Origin of the sequence: Burkholderia sp. Tr-20390, from assembly GCF_017104595.1 — a bacterium.
GTDB lineage: Bacteria > Pseudomonadota > Gammaproteobacteria > Burkholderiales > Burkholderiaceae > Burkholderia.
Genome location: NZ_JAAGPC010000025.1, coordinates 20,193 through 45,609, shown reverse-complemented (window position 1 = coordinate 45,609; position 25,417 = coordinate 20,193). Strand labels below are relative to the sequence as shown.

Genomic DNA, 25,417 nt, shown 5'->3' with positions numbered 1-25,417 from the left:
CTTTTCGCGCAAGGATCCCCGATGGTCACGAAGGCCACCGCACCGTTCCAGCAGATCAAGACGCTCGTTCGCCAGAACGTCGAAGCGGGCGACTGGCGCCCCGGGGACCGCATTCCGTCCGAGCTCGATCTTGCCGCCCAGTTCGGCGTCGCACGCATGACGGTCAACCGCGCGCTGCGCGAGCTGACCGAGGAAGGCGTGCTGAAGCGCATCGCGGGCGTCGGCACGTTCGTCGCCGAAGTGAAGCCGCAGTCGAACCTGCTGATGATCGCGCACATCCGCGACGAAATCCGCGCGCGTGGGCACGAATATCGCTGCCGCGTGCTGAGCCAGTCGAGCGAGCCCGCGTCGTTCGACGTCGCGGCTGCATTCGGCCTGCCGGTCAACACGCCGGTGTTTCATGTGGTGTGCGTGCACGAGGAAAACGGCCGCCCGATCCAGCTCGAGGATCGCTACGTGAACCCGGCCGCCGCGCCCGGCTTCATCGACCAGGATTTCCAGGTCGAGCCGCCGTCCGAGTACCTGTTCAACAACGTGTCGCACGACGAACTGGAGATCGAGCACGTGGTCGATGCGTCGCTGCCGACCGGCGAACAGGCGCGGCTGCTCGACATGCGCGCCGACGAGCCGTGCCTCACGCTCACGCGCCGCACCTGGACGAACGGGCAGCCCGTCACGTTCGTGCACTTCCTGCACCCGGGCAACCGCTACCGGCTCGGCTCGCGCTTCAAGCCGGGCGCCGGACGCCACCCGACCTGATCCCTTTCCCAACGTAAAAAAGCGCGCGGCGGCCGTTTCGTCAGAAAGCGGCCGCCGCGTCCGTCACGCACACCCGCCCGCGTCAGATCGCGCGGGCCTGCCCCGCGTCACGCGACCACACGACCGGAAACAGCGGGTGATCGAGCGGCGCGCCGTCGGGCAGCTGCTCGGCGAGCCCCGGGAAATCGGGCGACGTCTTCCAGCGGCGCGGCGCGTGACGGATATCGTCGCCGACGAAGCGGATCGAGAACGCACGCCGACGGTTCTGCGTCCCCCCCGACGCGTGCAGCGTGAGCATCCGGAAACACACCATGTCGCCGGGCTCGAGCGCCCAGTGGCGGATCGGAAACGCCGCGCGGTCGCCTTCGATGTCGGGCAGGTCAGCCAGGCTCCCTTCCGGGAACCACTTCGCTTCCTTGTCCATGAACGTGCGCGGCATCAGCCACGGCCCGAGATGCGAGCCCGCGACGAATTCCAGCGTCGATTCGAGCGGCACCGGATCGACCGGAATCCACATGCTGACGTTGTCGTCGCCTTCGATGTTGTAGTACGGCTGGTCCTGGTGCCACGGCGTGCGCTGCCGCGTGCCGGGCTCCTTCACGAGCAGGTGGTCGTGATGCAGTCGCACGTGCTCGGTGCCCATCAGTGCGGCGGCGACCGACGGCGCGGGCGAGCGCACGATGAAGTCGCGATACGCGTCGTTGTGCTGCCAGTTGCAGAAATCCTCGAAGAACCAGCCCGGATCGTCGGGCCGGCTCGCGACTTTCGCGCGCTCGCTCGGGTGCGCGAGATTCGTGTCGATGCCGGCGCGCAGCGCGGCGACTTCGTCGGGCGAGAAGATGCCCTTGACGCAGACCGCGCCTTCCTCGCGGAACGCGGCGATCAGTTCGGGCGTCACGGCTTGTGCGACGCGGTCCTGGATACTCGTCATGGTGTGCCTGTCGATGGAGTGAATCACGGAATCACGGAATCACTGATTCACGGTGCGGACGTCAGTTGCTGCTTCGCACCGTAGATGTCGAAGTCGAAATATTTCGCGGCGATCTTCTGGTACGTGCCGTTCGCGCGGATCGCGACGATCGCGTCGTTCAGCTTCTTCTTCATCGCTTCATCGCCCTTGCGCACGCCCATCGCGACGCCGTAGCCGGTGATCCGCACGTCGGTCACGTCGGGGCCCGCGAACGCGTAGCCCTTGCCGCGCGGCGTTTTCAGGAACGAGTAGCCGGCCTGCGTCTTGTCCTGGAAGGTCGCGTCGAGGCGGCCGTTGACGAGATCCTGGTACACCTGGTCCTGGTTCTGGTACGAGACGATCGTCACGCCCTTGGTCGCCCATTCGGCCTTCGCGTACGCCTCCTGCGTCGTGCCCTGGTCGATCCCGACGCGCTTGCCCGCGAGCGACGCGGCGGTCGGCAGCAGCGTCGAGCCGACCGGTGCGACGAGCGCACCCGGCGACGCATACAGCTTGTTCGAAAAGTCGATCTGCTTGAGCCGCTCGTCGGTGGCCGTCATCGCGGACATGATCACGTCGAACTTGCGTGCGCGCAGCGCCGGAATCATCCCGTCGAAGCCCTGCTCGACCCACACGCACTTCGCATGCAGTTGCTCGCAGATCGCATTGCGCAGGTCGATGTCGAAGCCGGCGAGCGAGCCGTCGGGCAGCTTCGCCTCGAACGGCGGATACGTGGGGTCGATGCCCCAGCGGATCGTCGACGTGTCCTGTGCAAAAGACGTGAGCGGCGCGAACGCGAGCGCGGTAACGAGGAGCTTTGCAGTGCGGTTCATGGTGCGTCCTTGTAGGTCTCGACGCGGCGGGCGAACGCCGGCGTCCGGTGGGGAGCGGTGCGCCGGATCGCCCGGCGCGGTGCGCGAAAGACAGGGACTTCGATGAAACTGCATTGCAGTCTAGACCGCTCAATTTTTGAGCGCAAGCGGGGACAGCGGGCATAGAAAGGCAGTGAAGGCGGACGCGAACCTGAAGGCAAGTGCAGTGGCTGGTCTAGGGCTAAAGCGGTGATTTTTGCGTGTTTACCCTGTGCGAGGTGCATCCGACACACAGCGTATTTCCCCGGATATTCGCGAACGGCGACGTCTACACAGGCGATTGACGCAGCACTTTCCAAGCGCGGTTCAGATCGCTCCAGCAAAGCGCCCTATACCGCCACTGGAGTATGCGCCAGACGCCTCAACAGCCCGCGCGACGCCACGCCCCGTCCGGCGAAACCGCGATTGCCCACTCCGTCCGGCCATGTTAAAAGTCGTCGCACGCATTTGGAAATGAAATGTTCGAATCCACAGAAGTGCATAAATGAATAGACCCCTGTTCGACCTCGACCTGCTGCGCGCGCTCGTGATGGTCGCCGACTGCGGCAGCTTCACGACGGCGTCCGCGCGTCTGCATTCGACGCAGTCGACGGTCAGCCAGAAGGTGCGCCGGCTCGAGGAAATCGCCGGACACCGCCTGCTCGACCGCGGCACGCGCGACGTGCGGCCGACCGACGCGGGCGTGACGGTGCTCAGCTATGCGCGGCGCATGATCGCGCTGAACGACGAGATGCTGGAAGCGTTGTCGGGCGCCACGGTCGCGCTGACGATCCGGCTCGGCGTGCCCGACGATTTCGCGGCGGGCCGCACGACGCATGCGCTCGCGGCATTCAAGCGCGCGCATCCGCAAGTGAAGCTCGAAGTGATGTGCGGGCTGAGCCGCGACATCAGCGCCGCGTACGACCGTGGCGAGCTCGACCTCGTGCTGATCAAGCAGCGTCGCGACAGCCGCGAGGCCGTCGTGCGCTGGCCCGAGAAGCTGCGCTGGATCGACAGCGCGAAGCATCCGTCGATCGATCTCGATCCGGTGCCGATCGTCGTGTTTCCGCCGCGCGGGCTCTATCGCGACGACATGATCAAGGCGATCGAGGAGCGCGGCCGCCGCTGGCGGATCAGCTTCACGACGTCGAGCCTGAGCGGCATCCAGGCCGCCGTCGCAGACGGGCTCGGCATCAGCGTGCTGCCCGCGCGCGTGGTGACGGACGAGCACGTCGTGCTGACCGCGAAGCAGGGTTTCGCGCCGATCGAGCACATGGACATCGCGATCCTGCATCGGCCGACGGCCGACCCGATGGTCCGCGAACTGACGAAGGCGCTCGCGACGATGCTGGAGTTGGAGGAGTAGCAAGCAGGCCGGACGCCGCGGCAACGTGAAGGACGCCGCGGCACGGCCGATACGACGAGATCGCGGGCGCGTCGACATGCCCGAGCGCCCGGCCCTCGTCAGAACATCGTGTTCCCGTTCGCGGCCTGCTCGGGCACGGGTTGATTGACGTCCCAGTGCTCGACGATCTTGCCGTTCTCGAGCTTGAAGATGTCCACGATCGCGCTGCCGCGCGTGCCCGGTTCGCGCACCGCATGCACGTGCAGGATCACGTAGTCGCCGTCGACGAACGAACGCTTGATCTCGCTGTGCGACTGCGGATATTTGTCGCGCAGGAACGCGACGAACTTGCGGAAGCCGTCGCGGCCGTCGGCCGCGTTCGGGTTGTGCTGCACGTAGCGATCGCCGACGTACGCGAGCGCGGCGTCGGCGTCCTTCTCGTTCAGGCCTTTTTCGTAGAACGCGAGCACCGTCCGCCGGTTGGCTTCCTGCTGTGCGTCCGTTGGGCCGGCCGCCACCGCGTTCACGGCGCTCACGGCGAACAGGGCCGCCGCCATCCATCGTGCGGCCCGTGCCGCTGTCGTGCGTCGCATCGTCGTCTCCCGGGCAATCCCGCTGAAAACCCAATCATACCGGGGCGACGCTGCGCTCACGCTTCACTCAGACCAGCGCGCCGTCGCGCGCGACGATCTTCCCCGACGACACGACGAGCCGCCGCACCGGCCGTGCGACGACAGCCTCGGCGAACGTCAGCGCGTCGACCAACACGACGTCCGCGCGACTGCCCGGCTGCAGCCCGTAACCGTCGAAGCCGCAGCCGCGCGCCGCGCCGTGCGTCACGCAGTCGAGCGCGACTTCGAGCGCATCGTCGCGGCGGAAATCGTTGCGCATGCCGATCAGCATCGCGCGTTCGAGCATGTCGGGCGACCCATACGGCGTCCACGTATCGCGCACGCCGTCGTTGCCGCCGATGACCGTCACGCCCGCCGCGCGGCACGCGGCCACCGGCGGCACCGGCACCGCCGCGGGCGCGGTCGTGACGAGCCCGACGCCGAGTTCGGCCATCCGCGCGAGCAGCGCATCGCGCTCACGTTCGGCGATATCGCCGAGACAGAACCCATGGCTGATCGTCACCTTGCCCTGCATGCCGTGCGTAGCCGTGCGCTGCAGGATCAGGTCGAGCGAGTACGCGCCCATCGATCCGCGCTCGTGCAGATGAAGGTCGAGCCCGCGGCCGTGGCGCTCGGCGATCGCGAACAGCACGTCCACCGCTTCGACCGGATCGCCTTCGATCGCGCACGGGTCGAGCCCGCCGAGCAGATCGGCGCCGGCGGCCAGCGCTTCGGACAGCAGCGCATCGGTACCCGGCCGCTTGAGCACGCCCGATTGCGGAAACGCGACGATCTGGATCTCCACCTGCCCGCGCAGCGTCTCGCGGGTCGCGAGCACACCGTGCAGATGCCGCAGCCCGGCTTCGGTATCGATGTCGACGTGCGTACGGATGCGCGTCGTGCCGGCCGCGAGGAACGCACGCGCCAGCGCGAGCGACGCGGCGCCGGCGTCATGGCCGCTCGTCGCGCGATAGTGGCGCTCGTTCTCGATGCGGTCGACGAGGCGCGGCCCGACCTGGTTGCGATACCACGGCATCCCCCAGTGCGTCTTGTCGAGGTGCGTGTGGCCTTCGACGAGGCCGGGCAGCGCGAGCGCGCCTGCACCGTCCTCGATCGCGCAGCCGGCGGGCGCGTCGAGCGACGGGCCGACACGCGCGATGCGATCGCCTTCGATCAGGATGTCGAGCGCGGCGTCGGCGTTCGGGCGGACGTTGCGGATCAGCAGGTTCGTCATGTCGGTTCCGGTGAGGTCGGTCAGTGCAGTCAGTGCGTTCAGTGCGTTCAGTGCGAAGGAGGCACGGCGCACGCCGTGCCGCCGGTCAGGTCGGTCAGCGCGTGAAGCGCAGCGCGGGAGCGAACGGTGCGCCGGTGTCGCTTTCGCCGCGACGGAACACCCAGCGCTCGGCCGGCACGCCCGCGACGGCCGCCGCCGCATTCGGCGCACGCACCGCGACGAACGTCGCATCGCAGCCGACTGCAATTCCGTAGTTCTCCTTGCCGATCACGCGTGCGCCGGCGTGCGTCGCCATGTCGAGCGCGATGCCGAGCGCTTCGTCGGTGTAGAAGCCCGACCGATAGCCGACCATCATCGCGCGCTGCAGCATGTCGCCGTTGCCGAACGGCCACCAGGCGTCACGGATGTTGTCGTTGCCCGCGAATACGTGCACGCCCGCGTCGCGCAGCGCTTGCACCGGCGGAAACGCGCAATCGCCCGGCGCATTCGTCAGGATCGACACGCCGGCGTCGGCCAATGCCGCCGCGGTGCGCTGCACGTCGTCATCGCTCACCTGGCCGAGCGCATACGCATGGCTCACGTTCACGCGGCCGCCGAGCCCCGCCGCGCGCGTGCGCGCCGCGATCCGCAGCAGCTGCGCGATGCCCGTTTCACCGGGCTCGTGCAGGTGGATGTCGATCTTCGCGCCGCGCTTCTCGGCGATGCCGAACACGATGTCGAGCTGGCCGTCCGCATCGCCGTCGAGCGTCGTCGGGTCGATCCCGCCGACCACGTCCGCGCCTTCGCGCACGGCCGCGTCGAGAATCTCGGCGGTGCCGGGGCACGTGACGACGCCGGCCTGCGGAAACGCGACCAGTTCGATATCGACGATGCCGCGCCATTGCTCGCGCGCGGCCATCACTGCCTGCAGGTTCGACAGGCCGGTGGTCGCATCGACGTCGACGTGGCTGCGCATCGCGACCGTGCCGAAGGCGGCGGCCTGCGCGATCAGCGCGTTCGCACGCTCGACGATCGGCGGCGCGGCCGCGAGCTGGCGCTTCTCGACCGCGAGCCGCTCGCGCAGCGTGCCGACCGGTTCGTGCGGCACCCAGCGATCGCCGACGAAGCTCTTGTCGAGATGGATGTGACCGTCGACGAAGCCGGGCAGCACGACGCGGCCGTCGAGGTCGATCGTTTGCGCGCCGGGCGCGGCGGCGCAATCGGCGCCGATCGCGGCAAAGCGGCCGTCACGGACGACGAGGTGGATGGGCTGGCCGCCGGCGTCGACGGCGTTGATGAAGATACGATCGGTCATGGCTCGGAATGTGGGGCGGTCACGGCACGTCACGGCGCGGACAGGGGAAGGCGCCGCAGCCGGCACGGCGCGACCGTTGGCAGGGAATCCGGCCACGATATCGGACGCCGTCGCCCGAGGCCAATTAAATGTCGCGATGCCGCGCATTCGATTTCGCGATGCGCGGCGCGCGCGGCCGCCGGGCCACGCACGGCGATGGGGCGGGATCACGGGGAAGACGGCGGAAAGGCCGAAGGTCGCGCAGTATCGGCATCACCGGAATGCGGATGTCCGGAAGGCGTGTCGCGCCCTTGCCGGGCGTCGCTGCCGCGCCCCGTCCGCGCGGCGATTTACGCGGCAACAGACTTTACACGTTGTTACCCGGCCGCACCGGACGCGCCTCCGGCCATTCCTTATACTCACGCCGAGTTCGCCACCCGTTCCGGCATTCGTCGGCGAACCCGTTGCCGATGCAGGAATCATCATGATGCGCATGCCTTCCACGAAGACCGTTCTGTTCGCCTCGCTCGTCGCCGTCGCGGCGCTTCCGCTGACCGCCTGCGTCGCGCCGGGTTACTACGGCGCGCAGCCGGGGTATCCGCAGCAGCAGCAATACGCAACGCCCGGCTACGCGCAGCCCGCGTATTCGCAACCGGGTTACGTGCAGCAGCAACAGCCGTATCCGAACCAGGCGCCGCAGCCGTACGATCAGTACGGCAACCCGCAGCAATACGGGTCGCAGCCATATGACCAGTACGGCAATCAGCAGCAGTACGGCAACGGCTACGGCACGCAATACGGCACGGTCTCGAACATCCAGCCGGTCAATGGCTCGGTCGGCCCGTCGGGCGTCGCCGGCACCGTCGTCGGTGCGCTGGTCGGCGGCCTGGTCGGCAACCAGTTCGGCCGCGGTCACGGCCGCGATGCGGCCACCGTGATCGGCGCGCTCGGCGGTGCGGTGGCCGGCAACCAGATCGGCCAGCAGATGGGCGCCGCGCAAGGCCCGAGCAGCTACCGGATCGACGTGCAGGTCAGCGACGGCACGATGCGCTCGTTCGACGTGCAGTCGCCGGGCAACCTGCGTCCGGGCGATCGCGTGCAGATCAACGGCAATCAATTGTCGCGTTATTGATTCCGATGCGGAGCGCCTGACCTGATCGGGCGCCTCGTCGCGCGTTTGGCGTCGGGCACCGGTTCGGCGCGACGGCGCGCCTGTTTCACCTCGCTCTCGTTCTTCATGCCCGCGCGGCGCGCATCACGCGCCGCCGATATTTCCGCGGCACCCTCGCCCGCAACGCCCCCGTCGCGCGATCACTCCAACGCTCACCCGCACCGGTGCCCCGGGCATCGGCGTCACACCCGCTCGACACCAAGCCCGACGCGCGTCGACCGCGCAGCCGCCTGCAGATGCCGCGAACGCCGGTAGAGGATCGCCATCAGCGCCATCACCGCCGCGCCGGCATACAGCGACCCGCGCGTCGACGGATCGACGCCAAGCATCACGAACACGAACGCGACGAACACGAGGCAGATCCACGACGTGACCGACGCGTACGGCAGGCGGAACGCCACCGTCTCGCCGCGCGCGGCCAGCGCGCGCCGGAACCGCATGTGGGTCAGCACGATCATCGCCCAGATCACGGCCACGTCGAACGACAGGAACGACATCAGCCAGCCGAACACGCGTGCCGGGATCACGTAGTTCAGTACCACGCCGACCGACATGAACAGCACGGTCGCCCGCACCGCGCGCGACGGCGACCCGCTTGCGCTCAGCGCCGCGAACGACGCGGGCGCGAGGCCGTTGCCGGCCATGCTCGACAGCATGCGCGCGCCGCTGAACACGATGCAGTTGAAGCTCGACAACGCGGCCGTCACGACCACGAAGTTGACGATGCCGGCGGCCTGTCGCAGCCCGAGCGATTCGAACGTCGTCACGAACGGGCTGCCATGCTCGCCGAGCTCGTGCCACGGATACAGCGCCATGATGATGAACAGCGCGCCGACGTAGAAGATCAGGATGCGCCACAGCACCGAGTTGATCGCACGCGGAATCATCTTCTGCGGCTCGCGCGCCTCGCCGGCGGTGAGGCCGATCATCTCGACGCCCGCGAACGAATAGGCGACGATCGGCAGCGCGCTCACGACCCCGAGCACGCCATGCGGAAACACGCCGCCGTGGCGCCACAGGTTCGACAGGCCGACGGGCTCGCCGCCATGGCCGATCCCGGTGAACACGATCAGCGCGCCGCCCGCGATCATCAGCACGATCGTCACGACCTTCACGATCGCGAACCAGAACTCCAGCTCGCCGTACACCTTCACGTTGAGCAGGTTGAACGCCGAGATCGCGGCGATCGCCGACACGACCCACAGCCACTGCGGCACATCCGGAAACCAGAAGCCCATGTAGATGCCGATGGCGGTCGTCTCCGCGACACCGACGCCGACCATCAGCAGCCAGTAGCTCCAGCCGACCACGTAGCCGGCGAACGGCCCGACGTATTCGAACGCATACGCACCGAACGAGCCGGACACCGGCCGGTGCACGGCCATCTCGCCGAGCGCGCGCATGATCAGGAAAATCATCGCGCCGCCGATCAGGTAGGCGACGAGCGCGCCGGGCCCGGCCGCCTTGATCGCGGACGCCGAGCCGAGGAACAGGCCGACGCCGATGGCCATGCCGAGCGCCATGAACGAAATCTGGCGCGCGCCGAGTTCGCGCCGCATCGTGTGCTGTTGCATGTTGTCTCCAGTCGTTGATCGTCGCGGCGAGCCGGGTCGGCCGGCCGCTGGATGGAGCGGCCGGCGTCGTGTGCCGGCCGCCCTGCTGCAGCGCACGGTCGCCGGTTCAGCGGCCGTGCAGAAAGCGTTCGACGCGAAACGGCGTCGGGTCGACGAACGGCTGCGTGCCGGTCATCAGGTCGGAGACCAGCCGGCCGGTCACGGGGCCGAGCGTGAAGCCGTGATGCGCATGCCCGAACGCGAACCACAGATCGCGGTGGCGCGGCGCCGCACCGATCACGGGCAGCATGTCGGGCGTGCACGGCCGGCGGCCGAGCCACGGCGCGCCGTCGACGCGCGCGCCGAGCGGAAACAGCTCGCGCGCGACCGGTTCGACGGCGGCGAGCTGGACGGGCGTCGGCGGCGTATCGCAAAGCCCGAGCTCGACGCCGGTCGTCAGGCGGATGCCGCGCGTCATCGGCGTGATCAGGAAGCCGCTGTCGGCATCGAGCACGGGCCCGTTCAGCCGCGCGCCCGGCTGCGCCGCGTAGTGCATGTGATAGCCGCGCTTGACCGCGAGCGGCAGCGTGTAGCCGAGCCGTTCGCACAGCAGGTCCGACCACGGCCCGAGCGCGACGACCGCCGCGCGCGCATCGACCGGGCCTTGCGCGGTGTCGACGCGCCAGCCGTTCGCGGCCGACAGCGTCAGCGCGTCGCCGGTCAGGATGCGGCCGCCGAGCTGCTCGAAGTGGCGCGCATACGCGGTCACGAGTGCATTCGGATCACTGATCGAATCGGAGCCCGTGTAGCGCAGCGCGCCGACCAGCGCGCGGCTCAGGTTCGGCTCGGCGTCGCGCAGCGCGGCCGCATCGAGCGCGTCGAAGGTCACGCCGTATTCGGCGTGCCAGCGCTCGGCGGCGCGCGTTTCGGCATCGCGCGTCGCGGCCGTGCGGAACACCTTCAGCCAGCCGCCTTCGCGCAGCAATGCGCCCGCGCCGGACGCGTCGATCAGCGCGCGATGCTCGGTCACGCAGTGTTCGATCAGCGGCGCATACGCGCGCGCGATCTCCGCATGGCGCGCCGGATGCGAGTTGCGCCAGTAGCGGTACAGGAACGGAATCAGTTTCGGCAGCGCACCGACGTGATAGCGGACGTCGGGCGAGCGGTTGCACGCGTATTTCAGCAGCGTGCCGAAGCCGCGCGGAAACGCGTACGGATACACGCCTTCGCGCTGGATCAGCCCGGCATTGCCGAGCGACGTCTCGTTGCCGGGCGCCTTGCGGTCGACGAGCGCGACCGACAGGCCGCGCTGTTGCAGGTGCACGGCAACGGACACGCCGATCATGCCGCCGCCCAGGACGAGCGTGTCGAATGTCATCGGGCGTTCCTCGGGGCGCGCGGCGCGGGCGTCAGGCGAGCGCGGTCACGGCGATCTCGACGTCGAGACCGGGTTTCATCAGCAACGCCTGCACGCAGGCGCGGGTCGGCGCGTGGCCGGCCGGCACCCAGGCGTCCCACACCGCATTGAATGCGTCGAAGTGCGCGGCATCGCTGAGCCATATGTTGGCCGTCAGCACGCGCGTCTTGTCGACGCCGGCCGAGGCGAGGAGCGCGTCGATGCGCGTGAGGATTTCGGTCGCCTGCACGGCGATCGGCGCGCCGGCCGTATCGGGCACCTGGCCGGCCAGGTGGACGAAGCCGTTCGCGATCACGACCTGGCTCATGCGTGCGCTCGTCTGCAGACGTTGGATTTCACTGGACATGATGGTTTGCACCTTCGCAAGGCCGGCCGCGACCGGCCGGGAAAATAAATGGCTGGGAAAGCCGCTGCCGTATGCGGAATCGTCGGGCAACCGCCGCACGGGCGAGCTGTGCCGATACGCACACGTGTCGTTCACGCCGGCCGCACCGGCCCCGCGAGTTTCGCGCCGTCCGATGCTAGAGTGGCCGTCACGCCCACCATCGGCGATTTCGACGAAAATTATCATATACGAGAAAATTTATTCTCGTATACGACAAAACCCGTATTCACGTCACGTACGCCGCGCCCCGTATCCGCATGCCCAAAGCCACCGCCCCCGTTCCGCCGCCCACCGACGCCGCGCCGCAGCTCGACCACCAGACGGTCGGCGCGCGGCTGCGCGACGCGCGCAAGTCGCGCGGCCTGACGCTCGCGCAACTGTCCGAGCGCTCCGGTATCGCGGTGTCGACGATTTCGAAGGCCGAGCGCGGCGACATCGCGCTCACCTACGACAAGTTCGCGGCGCTCACGCATGCGCTCGCGCTCGACTTCGACACGATGTTCGGCCGCCCGGCGCCCGCCGGCGCGATGACGCCGTCGTTCACGCCGGCCGGCCAGCAGATGGTCTATGACACGCCGAACTACGCGTACGGGATGCTCGCGAACGACCTGACCGGCAAGCGGATGGTGCCCGTGCGCGGGCGCATCCATGCGCGCAAGCTGTCGGACTTCCCCGACTACATCCGGCACAGCGGCGAGGAGTTCGTGTTCGTGCTGAGCGGCGAGCTGGAGCTGCGCTTCGAGAACGGCCATGCGTACCGGCTCGGCGCCGGCGACAGCCTGTATTTCGACAGCGCGGTCGGGCACGTGTACCTGAGCCTCGGCGACACCGATGCCGAGGTGCTCGCGTGCTGCGTCGACGGCGATGCCAGGCGGCCGCGCGACGCGATCTGACGCTCTGACGATCTGAATGCGATCACGCGGCGGTGCCGAACGTCGCCGCGCGACACCGGGATTCCTATTACGATAAGGACGATGCATCCCGCGGCCCCAGCGGCTCGCGCCGGCATGCACGACCTTCAACCGGAACGCCCCCGATGACGATCACCACCCGCCTGCTCGAAGCGGCCGACGCCGCCCGTTTCCAGACCGTTCGCCTGCGTGCGGTCGACACCGCCCCCACCTCCTTCCTGCCGACGCTCGACGAAGAATCGCAGGTGCCGGTCGACGAATTCGCGACGCGCATCACGCCGACCCATGAACGCGCCGTGTTCGGCGCGTTCGACGGCGATACGCTCGTCGGCATCACGGGCGTGCGCCGCGATGCGCGCGTGAAGATCGCGCACAAGGCGACGATCTGGGGCGTGTTCGTCGATCCCGCGTATCGCGGGCAAGGCATCGCGCAAACGCTGCTCGAAAGCGCGACCGCGCACGCGGCGCGGGAATGGGACTGCAAGCAACTGATGCTGTGCGTGAACGAGGTCAACGCCACCGCGGAGCGGCTGTATGCGTCGCAGGGATTCGTGCGGTTCGGGACGGAACCGCGCTCGATGTTCGTCGATGGCCGCTTCTACGACGAGCACCACATGGTCAAGACGCTGGCGTAGCGTGCCGCTGCTGCGAACGGGAAGCGTCAGGCACCGCCAAGCGAGCACCCACTCACCGGCACCGCGCGTCGGCGCTCCCGTCATTCGCAGCGACGTCGGCACACCATGGACCGGCGCCGAACACACGTCGAACGAAACAGCCCAAGTGTGAGCACACACTAACTTTCCATGCAATACGACAGCGGCCAGTCGTGCCGCTGTCGGTTTATGCGCAAAAACTTTTATTGCAGCAACCCGGCCGGCCAGATCCTTACTTGTCTACCGCCGCCACCCTGCCGCCCGGAACCGTATCGTCCCCCGCCGACGCGACCGGTTCGAACATCAGCACCAGATCGCCCCGGTAGCTTCCGTTGACCCCGGCTGCCCCGCGCGTAGCGGGCGCATTGGCACGGATCGTCAGGTTGCGGGTTTCGTCGTAGCCATTGATGCCGGGCTTGACCAGGGTGAGCGTGCGCGCACCATCGTGCGCGATGTCCGCGCCGGCGGCCTTGTCCGCCAGCACGACCTTCGCGTCGGTCATGTCGTAGCGGCCGTTCGACAGCCTCAGCGGCTGCAGCAGCGCGACGCGGACGTCGGGATTCGTCGTGTAGACGCGGATCGGCAGCGTTGCGCCGAACGTCTGCGGCGAGCCGTCCGTCGAATTCAGCTCGACCACGCCATGGGCGGCCGCATCGCCCGACGTCGACACGAACAGGCTGTCGCCAATGTGCGCCGTCAGCCGGATCGTCTTGACGACGGCGTGCGGCGACGTCGGACCCGCCTGGGCAATGCCGGTGAATGCAATGCATGCGCCCGCCGCGATAATGTATTTGCCGATCTTCATTTTTCTATTCCGTATTCAGGCCGTTTCGTGAAATCCGAACGCCGCCCACGAGCGGTTCGATTCGGACAAAACATTCCGCCCATTCCATTCAAATTCGATATTCCAGTATCTCGAAATTTGAATGCAATATCCCCGTGGAATGCCATTTCCGCCATTGCGCGCATGGGGCCGGCAATGCCCTTTCGCCGGCCTGCCCACCCTGCCGTCACCCTCCCGTAAGGCAGTATTCACCTAGCCATGTGGACATATTCACGCAACGACATGCGTCAACGATAGGTTGCGAAAAACCGGAATCAAATACATGGAAACCTTTATGCCGATTTCCGTTTTTTATTTACCCATGCTATCTCCCAATCAAATTGAATCGAATGGAAACATGAGCCGGGTCTTCGTGCTGCACGCACGTCAACGTGCGCATCATTGAATCGCCGCGTCCGAGCACCTGCGTCCGCCTCGGTAATTCCGCCTCTATTCAGCCCCCCGCGCTCCGCGCTATCGTCTTCGTCATCCTCACAGCCCAGGAGCTGCCTTTGCCTTCCCGCCACGGAGTCGACCTCATCCGCGCCCGCGCGCTGTTCGATCGCGAGCGCCGTGCATTCACCGAAGCCATGCCGGTCTCCCGCGCCCTGTCCGCGGAAGCGTCCGAGCACTTGCTGTTCGGCGTGCCGTTGCACTGGATGCAGGACTGGTCGACGCCGTTCTCGCTGTATGTGAAAGAAGCGCGCGGCGCGACCTTCACCGACGTCGACGGCCACCGCTACGCCGACTTCTGCCTCGGCGACACCGGTGCGATGTTCGGCCATGCGCCCGAACCCGTCGCGCGGGCACTCGTCGAGCAGGCCACGCGCGGCTACACGACGATGCTGCCGAGCGAGGATGCCGCGTGGGTGTCGCGCGAACTCGCGCGCCGCTTCCGGCTGCCGGTCTGGCAATTCGCGCTGAGCGCGAGCGACGCGAACCGCTTCGTGCTGCGCTGGGTGCGCGCGGCCACCGGCCGCAACACGATCGTCGTGTTCAACGGCTGCTATCACGGCACGGTCGACGACGTCTTCGTCGATCTCGTCGATGGCCGCCCCGTGCAGCGCGACAGCCTGCTCGGGCAGTCCTACGACCTGCTCGCGAACACCCGCGTCGTCGAATTCAACGATCTCGCCGCGCTCGAAGCGGCGCTGAAAGGCGGCGATGTCGCCTGCGTGCTCGCCGAGCCCGCGATGACGAACATCGGAATGGTGCTGCCAGATCCGGGCTTCTGGCAGGCGGCCCGCGAACTGACGCGCCGCCATGGCACGCTGCTCGTGATCGACGAGACGCACACGATCAGCAGCGGCCCAGGCGGCTATGCGGTCGCGCACGATCTCGAGCCGGACATGCTGGTGGTCGGCAAGCCGATCGCGGGCGGCGTGCCGTGCGCGGTGTACGGGTTCAGCGCCGAATTCGCGGAACGCGCGAAGCAGGCGAAGCTGAACGCGCCGCCCGGCCATTCGGGGATCGGCACGACGCTCACCGCGAACATGCTCGCGATGCATGCGATGCGTGCGACGCTCGCCGAAGTCGCGACCGACGCGGCCTATGCGCATATGTTCGAACTCGCCGCGCGGCTGGCGACGGGGCTCGAGCAGGCGATCGCGAAACACAACCTGCCGTGGTGCGTGACGCGCATCGGCGCGCGCACCGAGTTTCAATTCGCGCCCGTGCCGCCGCGCAACGGCACGATCGCCGGCGCGCAGCTCGACAGCGAACTCGAGCACATCGTGCACCTGTACCTGCTGAATCGCGGCGTGCTGATCACGCCGTTCCACAACATGATGCTCGTCTGTCCGCAGACGACGGCCGATGACGTCGACCGGCTCGTCGCGCAGTTCGACGCGTGCCTCGGCGAGCTGGTGTGATGGCGTGACATTCGCGGCAGGCAACACATCGCGCGATCGCGGCCACGATGTGTTGCCAGCGGCTGCGGCGTCGCTCGTGTCGCGTGACAGTGAAACGGACCGCCGCACAGCGAGCCGTTTCCCGTCGCATCCGCCTCATGCAGCGATGCGCTACGCCGCCTTCAACGCCTGCCGCGCCACCGCCTCGAAATACCGCGCGCCGATCGACAGGATCTCGTCGTTGAAGTCATAGCCCGCGTTATGCAGCGGCACGCCGCCGCGCCCTGCCGCCTCGCCGTTGCCGATGAAGACGAAGTTGCCGGGCACCGCCTGCAGGAACGCGCCGAAGTCTTCCGAGATCATCATCGGCTGGACGTTCGCGTCCACGTTCTCCGCGCCCGCCACCTGCGCCGCGGCCCGCACGGCCGTGTCGACCCATTCCGGCGAATTCACCGTCGGCGCGAACTCATGCGTGTACTCGAACGTGCAGGTCGCGCCGTGCGTGCGGCAGATCCCTTCGCTGATCTCGCGCATCCGCGTGGCCAGCAGCGCCTGCACGTCGCGCGAATAGCTGCGCGTGTCGCCCTTGATCGTCACCGTCGACGGCAGCACGTTGCGCAGCCCGTCCGTGATGAACTCCGTGCACGAGATCACGGCCTGCTCGCCCGGATCGAGATTGCGCGACACGATCGTCTGCAGCGCGAGCACGACCTGCGCGCCGATCACGATCGGGTCGATGCCCATGTGCGGGCGTGCCGCATGCGTGCCGCGCCCGTCGATCCGGATCACGAAGTTGTCCTCGCTCGCCATGATCCCGCCCGCACGCGTCGAGAACGTGCCCGCGCGCATGCCCGGCATGTTGTGCGCGCCGAAGATCGCATCGACCGGAAAGCGCTCGAACAGCCCGTCGGCCATCATCGCCTTCGCGCCGCGGCCGTGCTCCTCGGCCGGCTGGAAAATGAAACGCACGGTGCCGTCGAAATCCTTGCGCTCGGCCAGCAGCTGCGCGGCGCCGAGCACCATCGACATGTGGCCGTCGTGCCCGCACGCATGCATCTTGCCGGGCGTGCGCGACGCGTGTTCGCGGCCCGGCGCGTGCTCGGCGATGTTCAGCGCGTCCATGTCCGCGCGGATGCCGATCGCGCGCTTGCCGGTGCCGGCCGTCAGGTTCGCGACGAGCCCCGTGCCGCCGATCCCGCGATGCACGTCGAGCCCGAGCGTCGTCAGGATGCGCGCGACGTAGTCCGACGTGTTCACCTCTTCGAACCCCGTCTCCGGATGCTGGTGCAAGTGGCGGCGCCAGGTCTTCAGTTGCCCCTGCAGCGTGCTTTCTTCGGTTGCGTCCATCGCGTTGGCCTCGTCAGTCGTGGTCGATCGGGATCGGTCGGGATCGGTCGGGATGTCGTTCAGGCCGCCACTGCCGCGCGGTCCAGCCAGGCGCGCTGCCGCGCGAGCACGGCATCGGCCGTTTCGCCGACGCAGTTCCGGTACACGGACGGCGCCGTCGCGCCTTCCGTATTGATCGCCAGCACGCGCGAGTGCGCATCGAGCCCCACCTGCCGTGCGAGCGCAGGGTCGCGCATCAGCACGTCGAGCCCCGCGACGCCGGCCGCGCCCGATTCGCCGGCCACGAGCGGCACGTCGCGCACGCTGCCGGCCGCGAGGCCGCGCATCGCCTGCACCGCGTCTTCGTCGTCGATCAGCATGAAGTAGTCGATGCACATCTCGAGGAAGTCCCACGCCAGCGGCGACGCCTCGCCGCACGCGAGCCCCGCCATCACGGAGTCGACACTGCCGGTCGCCCTGGACGCGCGCCCAGCGAGCGCACTCTGGTACAGGCAATCGGCCTGGCGCGGCTCGACGACGATGAAACGCGGCCGCTGCACGCCGTCGCGCTCCCACAGGTAACTCGCGACGCCCGCGGCGAGGCCGCCCACGCCCCCCTGCAGCAGCACATGCGTGAACGGGCGCCCGTCGTCCTGCGCCGCCTGTGCGGCGGCCTCGGCGGCGATCACGCCATAGCCCTGCATCACGTCGCGCGGAATCGCTTCGTAGCCGTCGTACGACGTATCGGACACGACATACCAGCCGTTTGCCTGCGCAAGCTGCGCCGCGCAGACGACCGACTCGTCGTAGTTCCCCTCGATGCGCACGATCCGCGCGCCGTACGCGGAGATCGCGCGTTCGCGCTCGGCGTCGACGTTTGCGTGCAGCACGATCACGCACCCGCAGCCGATCGCACGCGCGGCGGCGGCGAGCGCGCGGCCGTGATTGCCGTCGGTCGCGCTGATCACCGTCAGGTCGGCCAGTTCCGCCGCGTAGCGGCCGGTGACGAGCCCTTGCGGATCGAGATCCTGCGTGCGTCGCAGGCGCTTCACGAGCCGCACCAGCGCGATCGGCGCACCAAGCGCCTTGAAGCTGCCGAGCGGCGAGCGGCACGACTCGTCCTTCACGCTGACGCTCGCGACGCCGAGCCGCGCGGCGAGATCCGGCAGCGCGCGCAGCGGCGTGCGCGCGTTGCCGACGAGCGGCCAGTGCGACAGCCACGCGCCGCTTTCGTCGGCCGATGCGATGTTCATCACGCGGCGCAGCGCGTGGGGATAGGCGGTGCGCGAGGCGCGGGGGTTGGCGATCAGCATGGCGGGCAGCACTCCGTGAGGCGGTTCGGGTCGGGCGCGCACGGGTTGCACGCGCCGCCGGTTCGAAAAATAATATTGCGCATGCGGGTCAATAAAATCGCCAAATCGGCGGCCGCCACGCAAAAATTTCTCATTCTTTCGAGGTTTCACGCGCCATCATGACCACCCCACTCGATGCGTTCGATCGCAAGCTGCTGATGGAAATCCAGCGCGACGCGCAGACGCCGCAAAGCGAACTTGGCGCGCGCGTCAACTTGTCGACCGCGGCCGTGAACCGGCGCCTGAAACGTCTCGCGGACGACGGCGTGATCGAGCGCTACACGGCCGTCGTCGCGCCGGACAAGGTCGATCATCCGCTGACGATCGTCGTCAACGTCGAGGTCGAAAGCGAGCAGATCGACCAGCTCGACGCGATGAAGCGCACCTTCGAGCGCTGCCCGCAGATCCAGCAGTGCTACTACGTGACGGGGGAATGGGATTTCGTGCTGATCCTGGCCGTGCGCAACATGGATCAGTACAACGCGCTCACGCGTGAGCTGTTCTTCGCGAACAACAACGTGAAGCGGTTCAAGACGCTGGTGAGCATGAGCCGCGTGAAGGTCGGGCTCGAGGTGCCGGTCGAACCGGGCGAGTAAATGAGCGGTTGCACACATGAGGCGACCGGCGCGCGAATGCATGCGCCGGCCGCCTCCCATCGACGGCTACGTCAGCGACAACTGAAGCTCGCCGCCGAATTCACGTCGCCCGATCCGTTGTAGCGCGCCACCTGCGGATACGGGCACAGCGGCCGCGTACGTCCCGCACCCCATGACGCGGGCACATCCGCATTCGGCGCCACGTTCGTCGCATCGCGCGCAGTGGCCACCACCGCACCGGGCGCCTGCCCCTGCTCGACCCAGGCCACGAGCGGCGTCAGCAGGTCGAACTGGTCGGCCGCCGGGCCGCCCGAGCAATGGTTCATCCCCGGCACCGGATAGAAGCGCGCGAAATCCGACGCATCGCCGCCGTTCGCCTGCGCAACCCGCGAGTACCAGTCGCGCGTATCGTCGAACGAGAACACCGGGTCGCCAGTGCCGTGATAGACGAGCAACTTCGCACCACGCGTCTTCAGCGCGGACAGGTTGGTCTCGTCGGGCGGCGTCATGAACGTCCACGCGGATTGCGTGTACACGCCGCTGGTCGCGAAGATCGCCGGCGCGTCGTTGTCCATGTCGAAGCCGAGCGCGAAACCGGGCAGGTTCGCGAGCGCCGCGGCGGTTTTTGGCGGCGACATGAACGTGAACGCCATCGCGGCCGGGTCGAGCGTGATCGAATTCGACTGCTTCCATGCTGCCCAGCCACCGCCGGCGATGCCCGGATCGTACGGAAAGCCCGCGTAGAGCGCCGTGCCCGCGCTGTTGCGTGCGCCCGTGAACACGTTCCCGAGCGCGGTCTTCTGCGCGGTCGTCAGGCACGCACCCGTGCGCGTGCCGTTCGCGCAGGTCGGGATGTCCGCATCGACGCTGAAATGCGCCTGGCACGCGGCGACGTCCTGCACCATCCCGTCGGCCGCACCGTCGAGCGCATCGCATTTCTCGAGGATCTTCGCGCCGACGAACTGCCGCTCCGCGTCATTGAAGCCGCTGCGGATATCCGGCAGCCCGTTCGACCCAGTCGCCGATGCGATCTTCGCGAACTGCTGCGCGCCGTACATCTCGCCGATCGCCGCCTTCGGCAGATGAAAGCCCGGATCGCCCGCGATGATGCCGTCGTAGTCCGCCGGGTTGCGCACCGCCGTGACCATCGCATGTCGGCCGCCGTTCGAGCAGCCGCCAAAATAGCTGCGATCGGGCGCCTTGCCGTATGCGAGCCGGATCACCTGCTTCGCCATCGGCGTGAGCGCGTCGACCGCGCCGTAGCCGTAGTCGATGCGCGCCTGCGGATCGAGGCCGAACAGCGGATTCTGCGCGGCGCTGTGCCCGGAATCCGAGCTGATCACCGCGAAGCCCTGGTTCAGCGCGTCGGTCAGCGGCCCGCCGCCGCCGATCTCGCCGGTCGCGGTCACGACGTTGCCGTCGAGGCCGCCGTTCGCCTGGTAGAAGAAGCGGCCATTCCACGCCTTCGGCAAGCGCATTTCGAAGCCGATCGCATAGGTCTTGCCGTCGACCGTGCTCACGCGCTCGTTCATCTTCCCTGCGATCACGCAGTGCTCGGCGATCGGTTTGCCCGCCACCGTGAGCGCGCCGGCGGCCGCGGTCGTCACCGACGTGAACGACGTGTTCGCATACGCGAGCTTCGCGGCGAGCGCGTCGCAGGTCTGCGCCATCGCGGCCGGTGTCGCGGCGCTCAGGTGCGTCGGCGCGGCGCTGATCGAATCGTCGCCGCCGCAACCGGCGAGCATCGCGGCGGCGGACAGCGGCGCAATACAGAGGAATGCAGATTTCCTGTTCAAGATAACTCCCGTTCGGTTCGTCACGCCGGTGAATCAGAACATGTGCCGCACGCCGACCATCGCGCCGAGCTGCCCCATCCCCGCGCCGGGCGTCGTGCCGGGCCCGCCGCCGCTGACCGAGTAGCGCGCATGCGCGCTGTTCCACAGATACGACGATTGCGCATAGACCGCCGTGCGCTTGGTCAGCAGATAGGTCGCGCGCAGCGTGGCCATCGTCGCGCGCGTGTCGTGCGCGCTGTTGACGATCCGGTAGCCTTCGCCGTCGACGACGAAATCCGGCTTCACCGCATACGACGCGCCGACGAAGAACAGGTCCGAATGCGCGCCGGCCGCGGCCGGCGAACCGGTCGACACGCGCCGCCCGATCCAGCCCGCGCCGATCTTCGCGCCGGCCGCCTGCGCATACGCGCTCACGTGCGTGCGCGCGTCCTTGCCGCCGCTGCTGGTGAAGGGAACGGGCGCCACGCCGTCGAAGAAGTTCGCGGCCGCGCCGGTGCCGCCGCGCTGTTCCTCGTACGACGCCGCCGCACCGAAGTACGCGCTGTCGTACTTGAGCATCACCGACCAGTTGCGGCACTGCACCGCGTCGCCCGGCACTTGCCCCGCGCACGTGCCCTGCCCCGGCGAGTTGCCGGTGCCCGCGCCGTCGCGGCCGAACGAATACGCAGCGCCGAACGTCACGCCGCGATACGCGCCGACGTAGGTCACCGCGTTGTCGGCGCGGCCATTCGGCACGTACGCGTCGAACGAGCCGAGCCCGTAGATGTCGGGGCCGATGATGTCCGCGCCCTGCAGCGCGAGATAGGTCATCGTGTACTGCCGGCCGAATGCGAGCGTGCCGAAGCCGCTCTTCAGCCCGACGAATGCCTGCCGCCCGAACAACCGGCCGCCCTGCCCGAGATCGCCGCCGCGCACGTTGAAGCCGCTTTCGAGCGTGAACACCGCCTGATAGCCGCCGCCGAGATCCTCGGTGCCGCGCAGCCCCCAGCGCGACGGCAGCTCGCCCGTCACGCCCGGCATCCGCACGACGTGGTCGCCTGCCGCGTTCGCGTGCGACACGAATTCGACGCCCGTATCGATGATCCCGTACAGCGTCACGCTCGACTGCGCATGCGCGACCGGCGCGGCAAATGCGCAGCACGCGCCGGCGGCCAGCAGGCCGTTCCTTGTCTTCGTCTTCATCGTTGCGTCTCCAGACCTTGAGTAAGCGCGCTCTGACGGCGCGCATTGAAAAAACGAACCATCAGTCGCCGGCTTGCGGGCGGCGAATCAGCACGAATGCAGCGAAGGCCGCGACGAGCGTGACGGGGATGCTCGCGCCGATCACGACCGGCGCGCTGCGGCCGGCGGCCAGCAGCGTCGCGGCCGCGAGCGGCCCGACGACGGAACCGAGCCGGCCGACTGCCACCGCCGCGCCGACACCCGTGCCGCGCATCGCGGTCGGGTAGTAGATCGCCGCGAGCGCGTACAGCACCGACTGCCCGCCGACCACGAACATCCCGGCGGCGAACGCAGCGGCCGCGAGCGACGCGAAACCGGGCGCCGCCGCGAGCGCGGCGAGCGACAGCACGATCCCCACGTACATGCCGCCGACCACGCGCGACGCGCGCATCCGGTCGAGTGCCGCACCGATGCCGAGCGCACCGAGCCCCGCGCCGACGTTGAACGCGATCTGCACGAGGCCGACGTGTGCGCGATCGAGCCCGCGCGAGGCCATCAACGACGGCAGCCAGTTCAGCAGGAAGTACAGGACGATCAGCGTGCAGAAGTAGCTGACCCACAGCGCGACCGTCGACGTGGTGCGGCCGTCGCCGAACAGCGTGCGTGCGACGCTGGACCGCGCGGCCGGCGTGCCGGCGACGTCGAGATACGCGCGCGACTCCGGCAGGAACCACGCCAGCAGCGGCACGAGCAGTAGCGGCCCCACGCCGCCGACGTAGAAGATGTGTCGCCATTCGGTGTCGCCCGCGAGCAGCACGCCGATCACCGACGCGATCACGCCGCCGAACGGGATCCCGCAGTACATCGTCGCGACCGCGCTGCTGCGCGAGCGCGGCTCGACCGCTTCGGACGACAGCGCGATCAGGTTCGGCATCGCGCCGCCGAGGCCGATGCCGGTCAGCACGCGCACGACGACGAGCATCGCGAACGTCGATACCTGCGCGGTCGCGATCGACAGCAGCCCGAACAGCACGACCGATGCGATCAGCACGCGCTTGCGGCCGATCCGGTCGGCGAGCCGCCCGCCGAGCATCGCGCCCGGCAACAGCCCGAAGGTGCCCGCGCTGAACGCGATACCCATCTGCGATACGGACAGCCCGAATTCGCGCGCCATGCGCGGCGCGGCGACGCCGACCGACTGCAGGTCGAGCCCTTCGAGAAGTGCGATCGCGAAACACAGCGCGAGCGTGGTCGCGACCGTGGGTTTTTCGGCAACGTAAGTGTTCATCCTGTCTCCAGTCCCATGTCTTGTAGTCGGTCGGCCCGCTGACGGCCGCCGCGCGCCGTCGCCGGCCAGTGGCGAAGCAGCGCGCAAGGTGTCGTCCGAACGGCCGCCTTTATCAGGCAGCCTGATTCACTGGCCGCAAGCATGCCTGCCGGTATCGTGGCCGGCAGGTCGTTGTGCGTGCTTGTTGATGCTTACTGCTCGCGCTTACTGCTTACGCGTAAATCACGTCGGGATCGCGCCGCGCCGGGTCGTACAGCGCGTCGATCGTCGCCGCGCGATGCTTCTGCACGGCCGCCTGGTTCAACGAACCCTTGTCGGTCACTTCGCCGAGGTCGAGCGACGGCGGCGTGTCGATCAGCCGGATGCGCGCGACGAACGTCGAACCGCCGCTCGCCTGCCGGTTCAGCTCGACGAGCCATTGCTCGAACACCGCGCGCACGGCCGGCGCGCGCAGCACGTCGGTCACCGAGGCATCGGCGGCGAGCCCCGCCAACGCGCGGCACGCGTCGACACGCGGAAACACCAGCAGCCCGATGTCGTCGCGATTGATCCCGGTGACGACCACGTCCTGCACATACGGCGCGCCGGTCGACACCGCGTTCGCGCGCAACGGCCCGACGCTGACGAAGGTGCCGCTGCTCAGCTTGAAATCCTCGGTCAGCCGCCCGTCGAACAGCAGCCCGAGCTCCGGCCGCGCCGGATCGGCGAACACGCCCGCATCACCGCTGCGGTAATAGCCTTCGTCGTCGAACACGTCGCGCGGATCGACGTCCGCGTGCCAGTAGCCGCGCATCACGTTCGGCCCCTTGAAACGCAGTTCGAGCTTGCCGCCGCAAGGCACGAGCTTCGCGTCGCAGCCGGGCGCGGGCAGCCCGATATAGCCGGCGCGCATCAGCGGCCCCGTCGTGAACAGGCACGACGGCGACGCCTCCGTCATCCCGAGGCCGGCCATGATCCGGATCCGCTCGCCGCAATGCGCGTGGGTCACGCGGTCGAGCCGGTCCCACGCGGCCTGCGACAGGCCCGCGCCGCCGAAGAAATACAGCTTCACGCGCGAGAAGAACGTGTCGCGCAACCCGGCATCGCGTTCGAGCGCGGCCGTCAGTTCTTCCCAGCCTTTCGGCACGTTGAAGTAGATCGTCGGCGCGATCTCGCGCAGGTTGCGCACGGTTTCGTCGAAGCGGCCCGGCATCGGGCGGCCGTCGTCGATATATAGCGAGCCGCCGTTGTACAGCGCGATGCCGAGGTTGTGACTGCCGCCGAACGTGTGATTCCACGGCAGCCAGTCGACCAGCACCGGCGGTTCGCGCGTCAGTTCGGGCATCGTCTGGCGCAGCATCTGCTGGTTGCTGCACAGCATCCGGTGCGTGGTCGGCACGGCCTTCGGCTGCTTCGTCGAGCCGGACGTGAACAGGATCTTCGCGAGATGATCGGGGCCGACCGCCGCGTGGATCGCGTCGATCGTCCGCGGGACCGTGGCTAGCAAGTGCGAGAGCGGCACCGCGCGGCCCTTTCGGTCGGCGTCGACATCGGCATCGGCATCGCGTGCGACGATCAGCGCCGCATCGGCCGGCAACACGGCGTCGAGCGCACGCGCGAACGGCGCGCGTTCGGCGACGAACACCGCGCCCGGCCGCAGCACGCCGAGCGTGTGACGCAGCTTGCCGTAGTCGGTCGATACCAGCGAATACGCGGGCGAGATCGGCGAATACGGCACGCCGGCCAGCATCGCCGCGAACATCAGCTGCAGATGCTCGAGGTCGTTGCCCGACAGCACCGCAAGCGGTCGCTCGGCCGACAGCCCGAGATCGACGAGGCCCTGTCCCAGCGCACGGGCGCGTTCGAGCATCTGCGCGTAAGTGATCTCGATCCAGCGGCCGTCGTCGCCGCGCTTCGCGGCCAGCACGCGATCGGGATGCGCTTGCGCGCCGTTCACGAGGCAGTCGGTCAGGCGCGTCGGGTAGTCGCCGAGCGGTTCGCGCGAACGCAGGTACCACGCGCCGTTTTCCGCACGACGAATCTCGGCCGCGCCGACGGCGACGGCCGCGGCGCGATAGCGCACGCCGCCGGTATCTTGTGCGGCCTCGCCCGGAGGCTTCGCTACATTCATCGT

At 68.3% G+C, this 25,417-nt stretch carries 22 protein-coding genes; 7 read left to right on the top strand and 15 right to left on the bottom strand.

Translation table 11 applies throughout. The features are described 5' to 3' along the window. Positions 1 to 21 precede the first annotated feature (21 nt). A complete protein-coding gene (gene hutC / locus G3N98_RS10055) occupies positions 22 to 759 on the top strand; it encodes a histidine utilization repressor (protein WP_069252748.1) in 738 nt (245 codons plus the stop codon). Positions 760 to 841: 82 nt separating this feature from the next. Here the strand turns inward: hutC and G3N98_RS10050 are convergent, their stop codons facing one another. Further along, positions 842 to 1,690: a phytanoyl-CoA dioxygenase family protein gene (locus G3N98_RS10050; protein ID WP_206148081.1), complete on the bottom strand. Its 849-nt coding sequence runs from the start codon at positions 1,688 to 1,690 to the stop codon at positions 842 to 844. 47 nt (positions 1,691 to 1,737) lie between these two features. After that, positions 1,738 to 2,541, bottom strand: coding sequence for an ABC transporter substrate-binding protein (locus tag G3N98_RS10045; RefSeq protein WP_206148080.1), 804 nt, complete (start codon positions 2,539 to 2,541; stop codon positions 1,738 to 1,740). Between the two features lie 523 nt (positions 2,542 to 3,064). Between G3N98_RS10045 and G3N98_RS10040 the strand changes: the two genes are divergently transcribed. Beyond that, the gene (locus G3N98_RS10040) at positions 3,065 to 3,925 is read left to right on the top strand and encodes a LysR family transcriptional regulator (RefSeq protein WP_206148079.1); all 861 of its coding nucleotides are present in this window, start codon (positions 3,065 to 3,067) and stop codon (positions 3,923 to 3,925) included. Positions 3,926 to 4,023: 98 nt separating this feature from the next. Here G3N98_RS10040 and G3N98_RS10035 read toward each other — a convergent pair whose 3' ends face one another. The 3 genes from G3N98_RS10035 to G3N98_RS10025 all read right to left on the bottom strand — a co-directional run bounded on the left by G3N98_RS10035 (position 4,024) and on the right by G3N98_RS10025 (position 7,043). After that, positions 4,024 to 4,497: a nuclear transport factor 2 family protein gene (locus G3N98_RS10035; protein WP_206148078.1), complete on the bottom strand. Its 474-nt coding sequence runs from the start codon at positions 4,495 to 4,497 to the stop codon at positions 4,024 to 4,026. Between the two features lie 67 nt (positions 4,498 to 4,564). Further along, the gene (locus G3N98_RS10030; RefSeq protein WP_206148092.1) at positions 4,565 to 5,749 is read right to left on the bottom strand and encodes an amidohydrolase family protein; all 1,185 of its coding nucleotides are present in this window, start codon (positions 5,747 to 5,749) and stop codon (positions 4,565 to 4,567) included. Positions 5,750 to 5,843: 94 nt separating this feature from the next. Then, a complete protein-coding gene (locus G3N98_RS10025) occupies positions 5,844 to 7,043 on the bottom strand; it encodes an amidohydrolase family protein (protein ID WP_206148077.1) in 1,200 nt (399 codons plus the stop codon). A gap of 463 nt (positions 7,044 to 7,506) precedes the next feature. On the opposite strand from G3N98_RS10025, the gene G3N98_RS10020 reads away from it, so the two are divergent. Continuing rightward, positions 7,507 to 8,154 carry a glycine zipper 2TM domain-containing protein gene (locus G3N98_RS10020; protein WP_089428777.1) on the top strand — a complete coding sequence of 216 codons (648 nt, stop codon included), beginning with the start codon at positions 7,507 to 7,509 and terminating at the stop codon, positions 8,152 to 8,154. A 221-nt stretch (positions 8,155 to 8,375) separates the two neighbouring features. On the opposite strand, the gene G3N98_RS10015 is transcribed toward G3N98_RS10020, so the two are convergent. The 3 genes from G3N98_RS10015 to G3N98_RS10005 all read right to left on the bottom strand — a co-directional run bounded on the left by G3N98_RS10015 (position 8,376) and on the right by G3N98_RS10005 (position 11,509). Further along, positions 8,376 to 9,767: an amino acid permease gene (locus G3N98_RS10015; RefSeq protein WP_175239601.1), complete on the bottom strand. Its 1,392-nt coding sequence runs from the start codon at positions 9,765 to 9,767 to the stop codon at positions 8,376 to 8,378. Positions 9,768 to 9,873: 106 nt separating this feature from the next. Continuing rightward, positions 9,874 to 11,124: an FAD-binding oxidoreductase gene (locus G3N98_RS10010; protein ID WP_206148076.1), complete on the bottom strand. Its 1,251-nt coding sequence runs from the start codon at positions 11,122 to 11,124 to the stop codon at positions 9,874 to 9,876. A 31-nt stretch (positions 11,125 to 11,155) separates the two neighbouring features. Continuing rightward, positions 11,156 to 11,509: a RidA family protein gene (locus G3N98_RS10005; RefSeq protein WP_089429210.1), complete on the bottom strand. Its 354-nt coding sequence runs from the start codon at positions 11,507 to 11,509 to the stop codon at positions 11,156 to 11,158. A gap of 296 nt (positions 11,510 to 11,805) precedes the next feature. Between G3N98_RS10005 and G3N98_RS10000 the strand changes: the two genes are divergently transcribed. Then, on the top strand, positions 11,806 to 12,441 hold the full coding sequence (locus G3N98_RS10000; protein WP_206148075.1) for an XRE family transcriptional regulator: 636 nt from the start codon (positions 11,806 to 11,808) through the stop codon (positions 12,439 to 12,441). 143 nt (positions 12,442 to 12,584) lie between these two features. After that, entirely contained in the window at positions 12,585 to 13,094 is a 510-nt protein-coding gene (locus G3N98_RS09995; RefSeq protein ID WP_206148074.1) for a GNAT family N-acetyltransferase, read from the top strand. A gap of 250 nt (positions 13,095 to 13,344) precedes the next feature. On the opposite strand, the gene G3N98_RS09990 is transcribed toward G3N98_RS09995, so the two are convergent. Next, positions 13,345 to 13,917: a fimbrial assembly protein gene (locus tag G3N98_RS09990; protein WP_206148073.1), complete on the bottom strand. Its 573-nt coding sequence runs from the start codon at positions 13,915 to 13,917 to the stop codon at positions 13,345 to 13,347. Positions 13,918 to 14,447: 530 nt separating this feature from the next. Between G3N98_RS09990 and G3N98_RS09985 the strand changes: the two genes are divergently transcribed. Next, positions 14,448 to 15,806 (top strand): aspartate aminotransferase family protein, encoded by a 1,359-nt coding sequence (locus G3N98_RS09985; RefSeq protein ID WP_206148072.1) that lies wholly within the window; start codon positions 14,448 to 14,450, stop codon positions 15,804 to 15,806. Positions 15,807 to 15,956: 150 nt separating this feature from the next. Here G3N98_RS09985 and G3N98_RS09980 read toward each other — a convergent pair whose 3' ends face one another. Both G3N98_RS09980 and G3N98_RS09975 read right to left on the bottom strand, forming a co-directional pair. Next, positions 15,957 to 17,132 carry a M20 aminoacylase family protein gene (locus tag G3N98_RS09980; protein WP_089475904.1) on the bottom strand — a complete coding sequence of 392 codons (1,176 nt, stop codon included), beginning with the start codon at positions 17,130 to 17,132 and terminating at the stop codon, positions 15,957 to 15,959. Between the two features lie 59 nt (positions 17,133 to 17,191). After that, positions 17,192 to 18,424 carry a diaminopropionate ammonia-lyase gene (locus G3N98_RS09975; RefSeq protein WP_206148071.1) on the bottom strand — a complete coding sequence of 411 codons (1,233 nt, stop codon included), beginning with the start codon at positions 18,422 to 18,424 and terminating at the stop codon, positions 17,192 to 17,194. Positions 18,425 to 18,582: 158 nt separating this feature from the next. On the opposite strand from G3N98_RS09975, the gene G3N98_RS09970 reads away from it, so the two are divergent. Beyond that, entirely contained in the window at positions 18,583 to 19,059 is a 477-nt protein-coding gene (locus tag G3N98_RS09970) for an Lrp/AsnC family transcriptional regulator (protein ID WP_039340400.1), read from the top strand. Positions 19,060 to 19,130: 71 nt separating this feature from the next. Here the strand turns inward: G3N98_RS09970 and G3N98_RS09965 are convergent, their stop codons facing one another. From G3N98_RS09965 to G3N98_RS09950, 4 genes are all read right to left on the bottom strand, one after another. Further along, positions 19,131 to 20,855, bottom strand: coding sequence for a tannase/feruloyl esterase family alpha/beta hydrolase (locus G3N98_RS09965; RefSeq protein WP_206148070.1), 1,725 nt, complete (start codon positions 20,853 to 20,855; stop codon positions 19,131 to 19,133). Positions 20,856 to 20,888: 33 nt separating this feature from the next. Next, entirely contained in the window at positions 20,889 to 22,037 is a 1,149-nt protein-coding gene (locus tag G3N98_RS09960; protein ID WP_089475907.1) for a porin, read from the bottom strand. A 61-nt stretch (positions 22,038 to 22,098) separates the two neighbouring features. Continuing rightward, positions 22,099 to 23,304 carry a 3-(3-hydroxy-phenyl)propionate transporter MhpT gene (gene mhpT, locus G3N98_RS09955; protein ID WP_206148069.1) on the bottom strand — a complete coding sequence of 402 codons (1,206 nt, stop codon included), beginning with the start codon at positions 23,302 to 23,304 and terminating at the stop codon, positions 22,099 to 22,101. A gap of 211 nt (positions 23,305 to 23,515) precedes the next feature. Further along, the gene (locus tag G3N98_RS09950; RefSeq protein WP_206148068.1) at positions 23,516 to 25,414 is read right to left on the bottom strand and encodes a feruloyl-CoA synthase; all 1,899 of its coding nucleotides are present in this window, start codon (positions 25,412 to 25,414) and stop codon (positions 23,516 to 23,518) included. Positions 25,415 to 25,417: the final 3 nt, after the last annotated feature.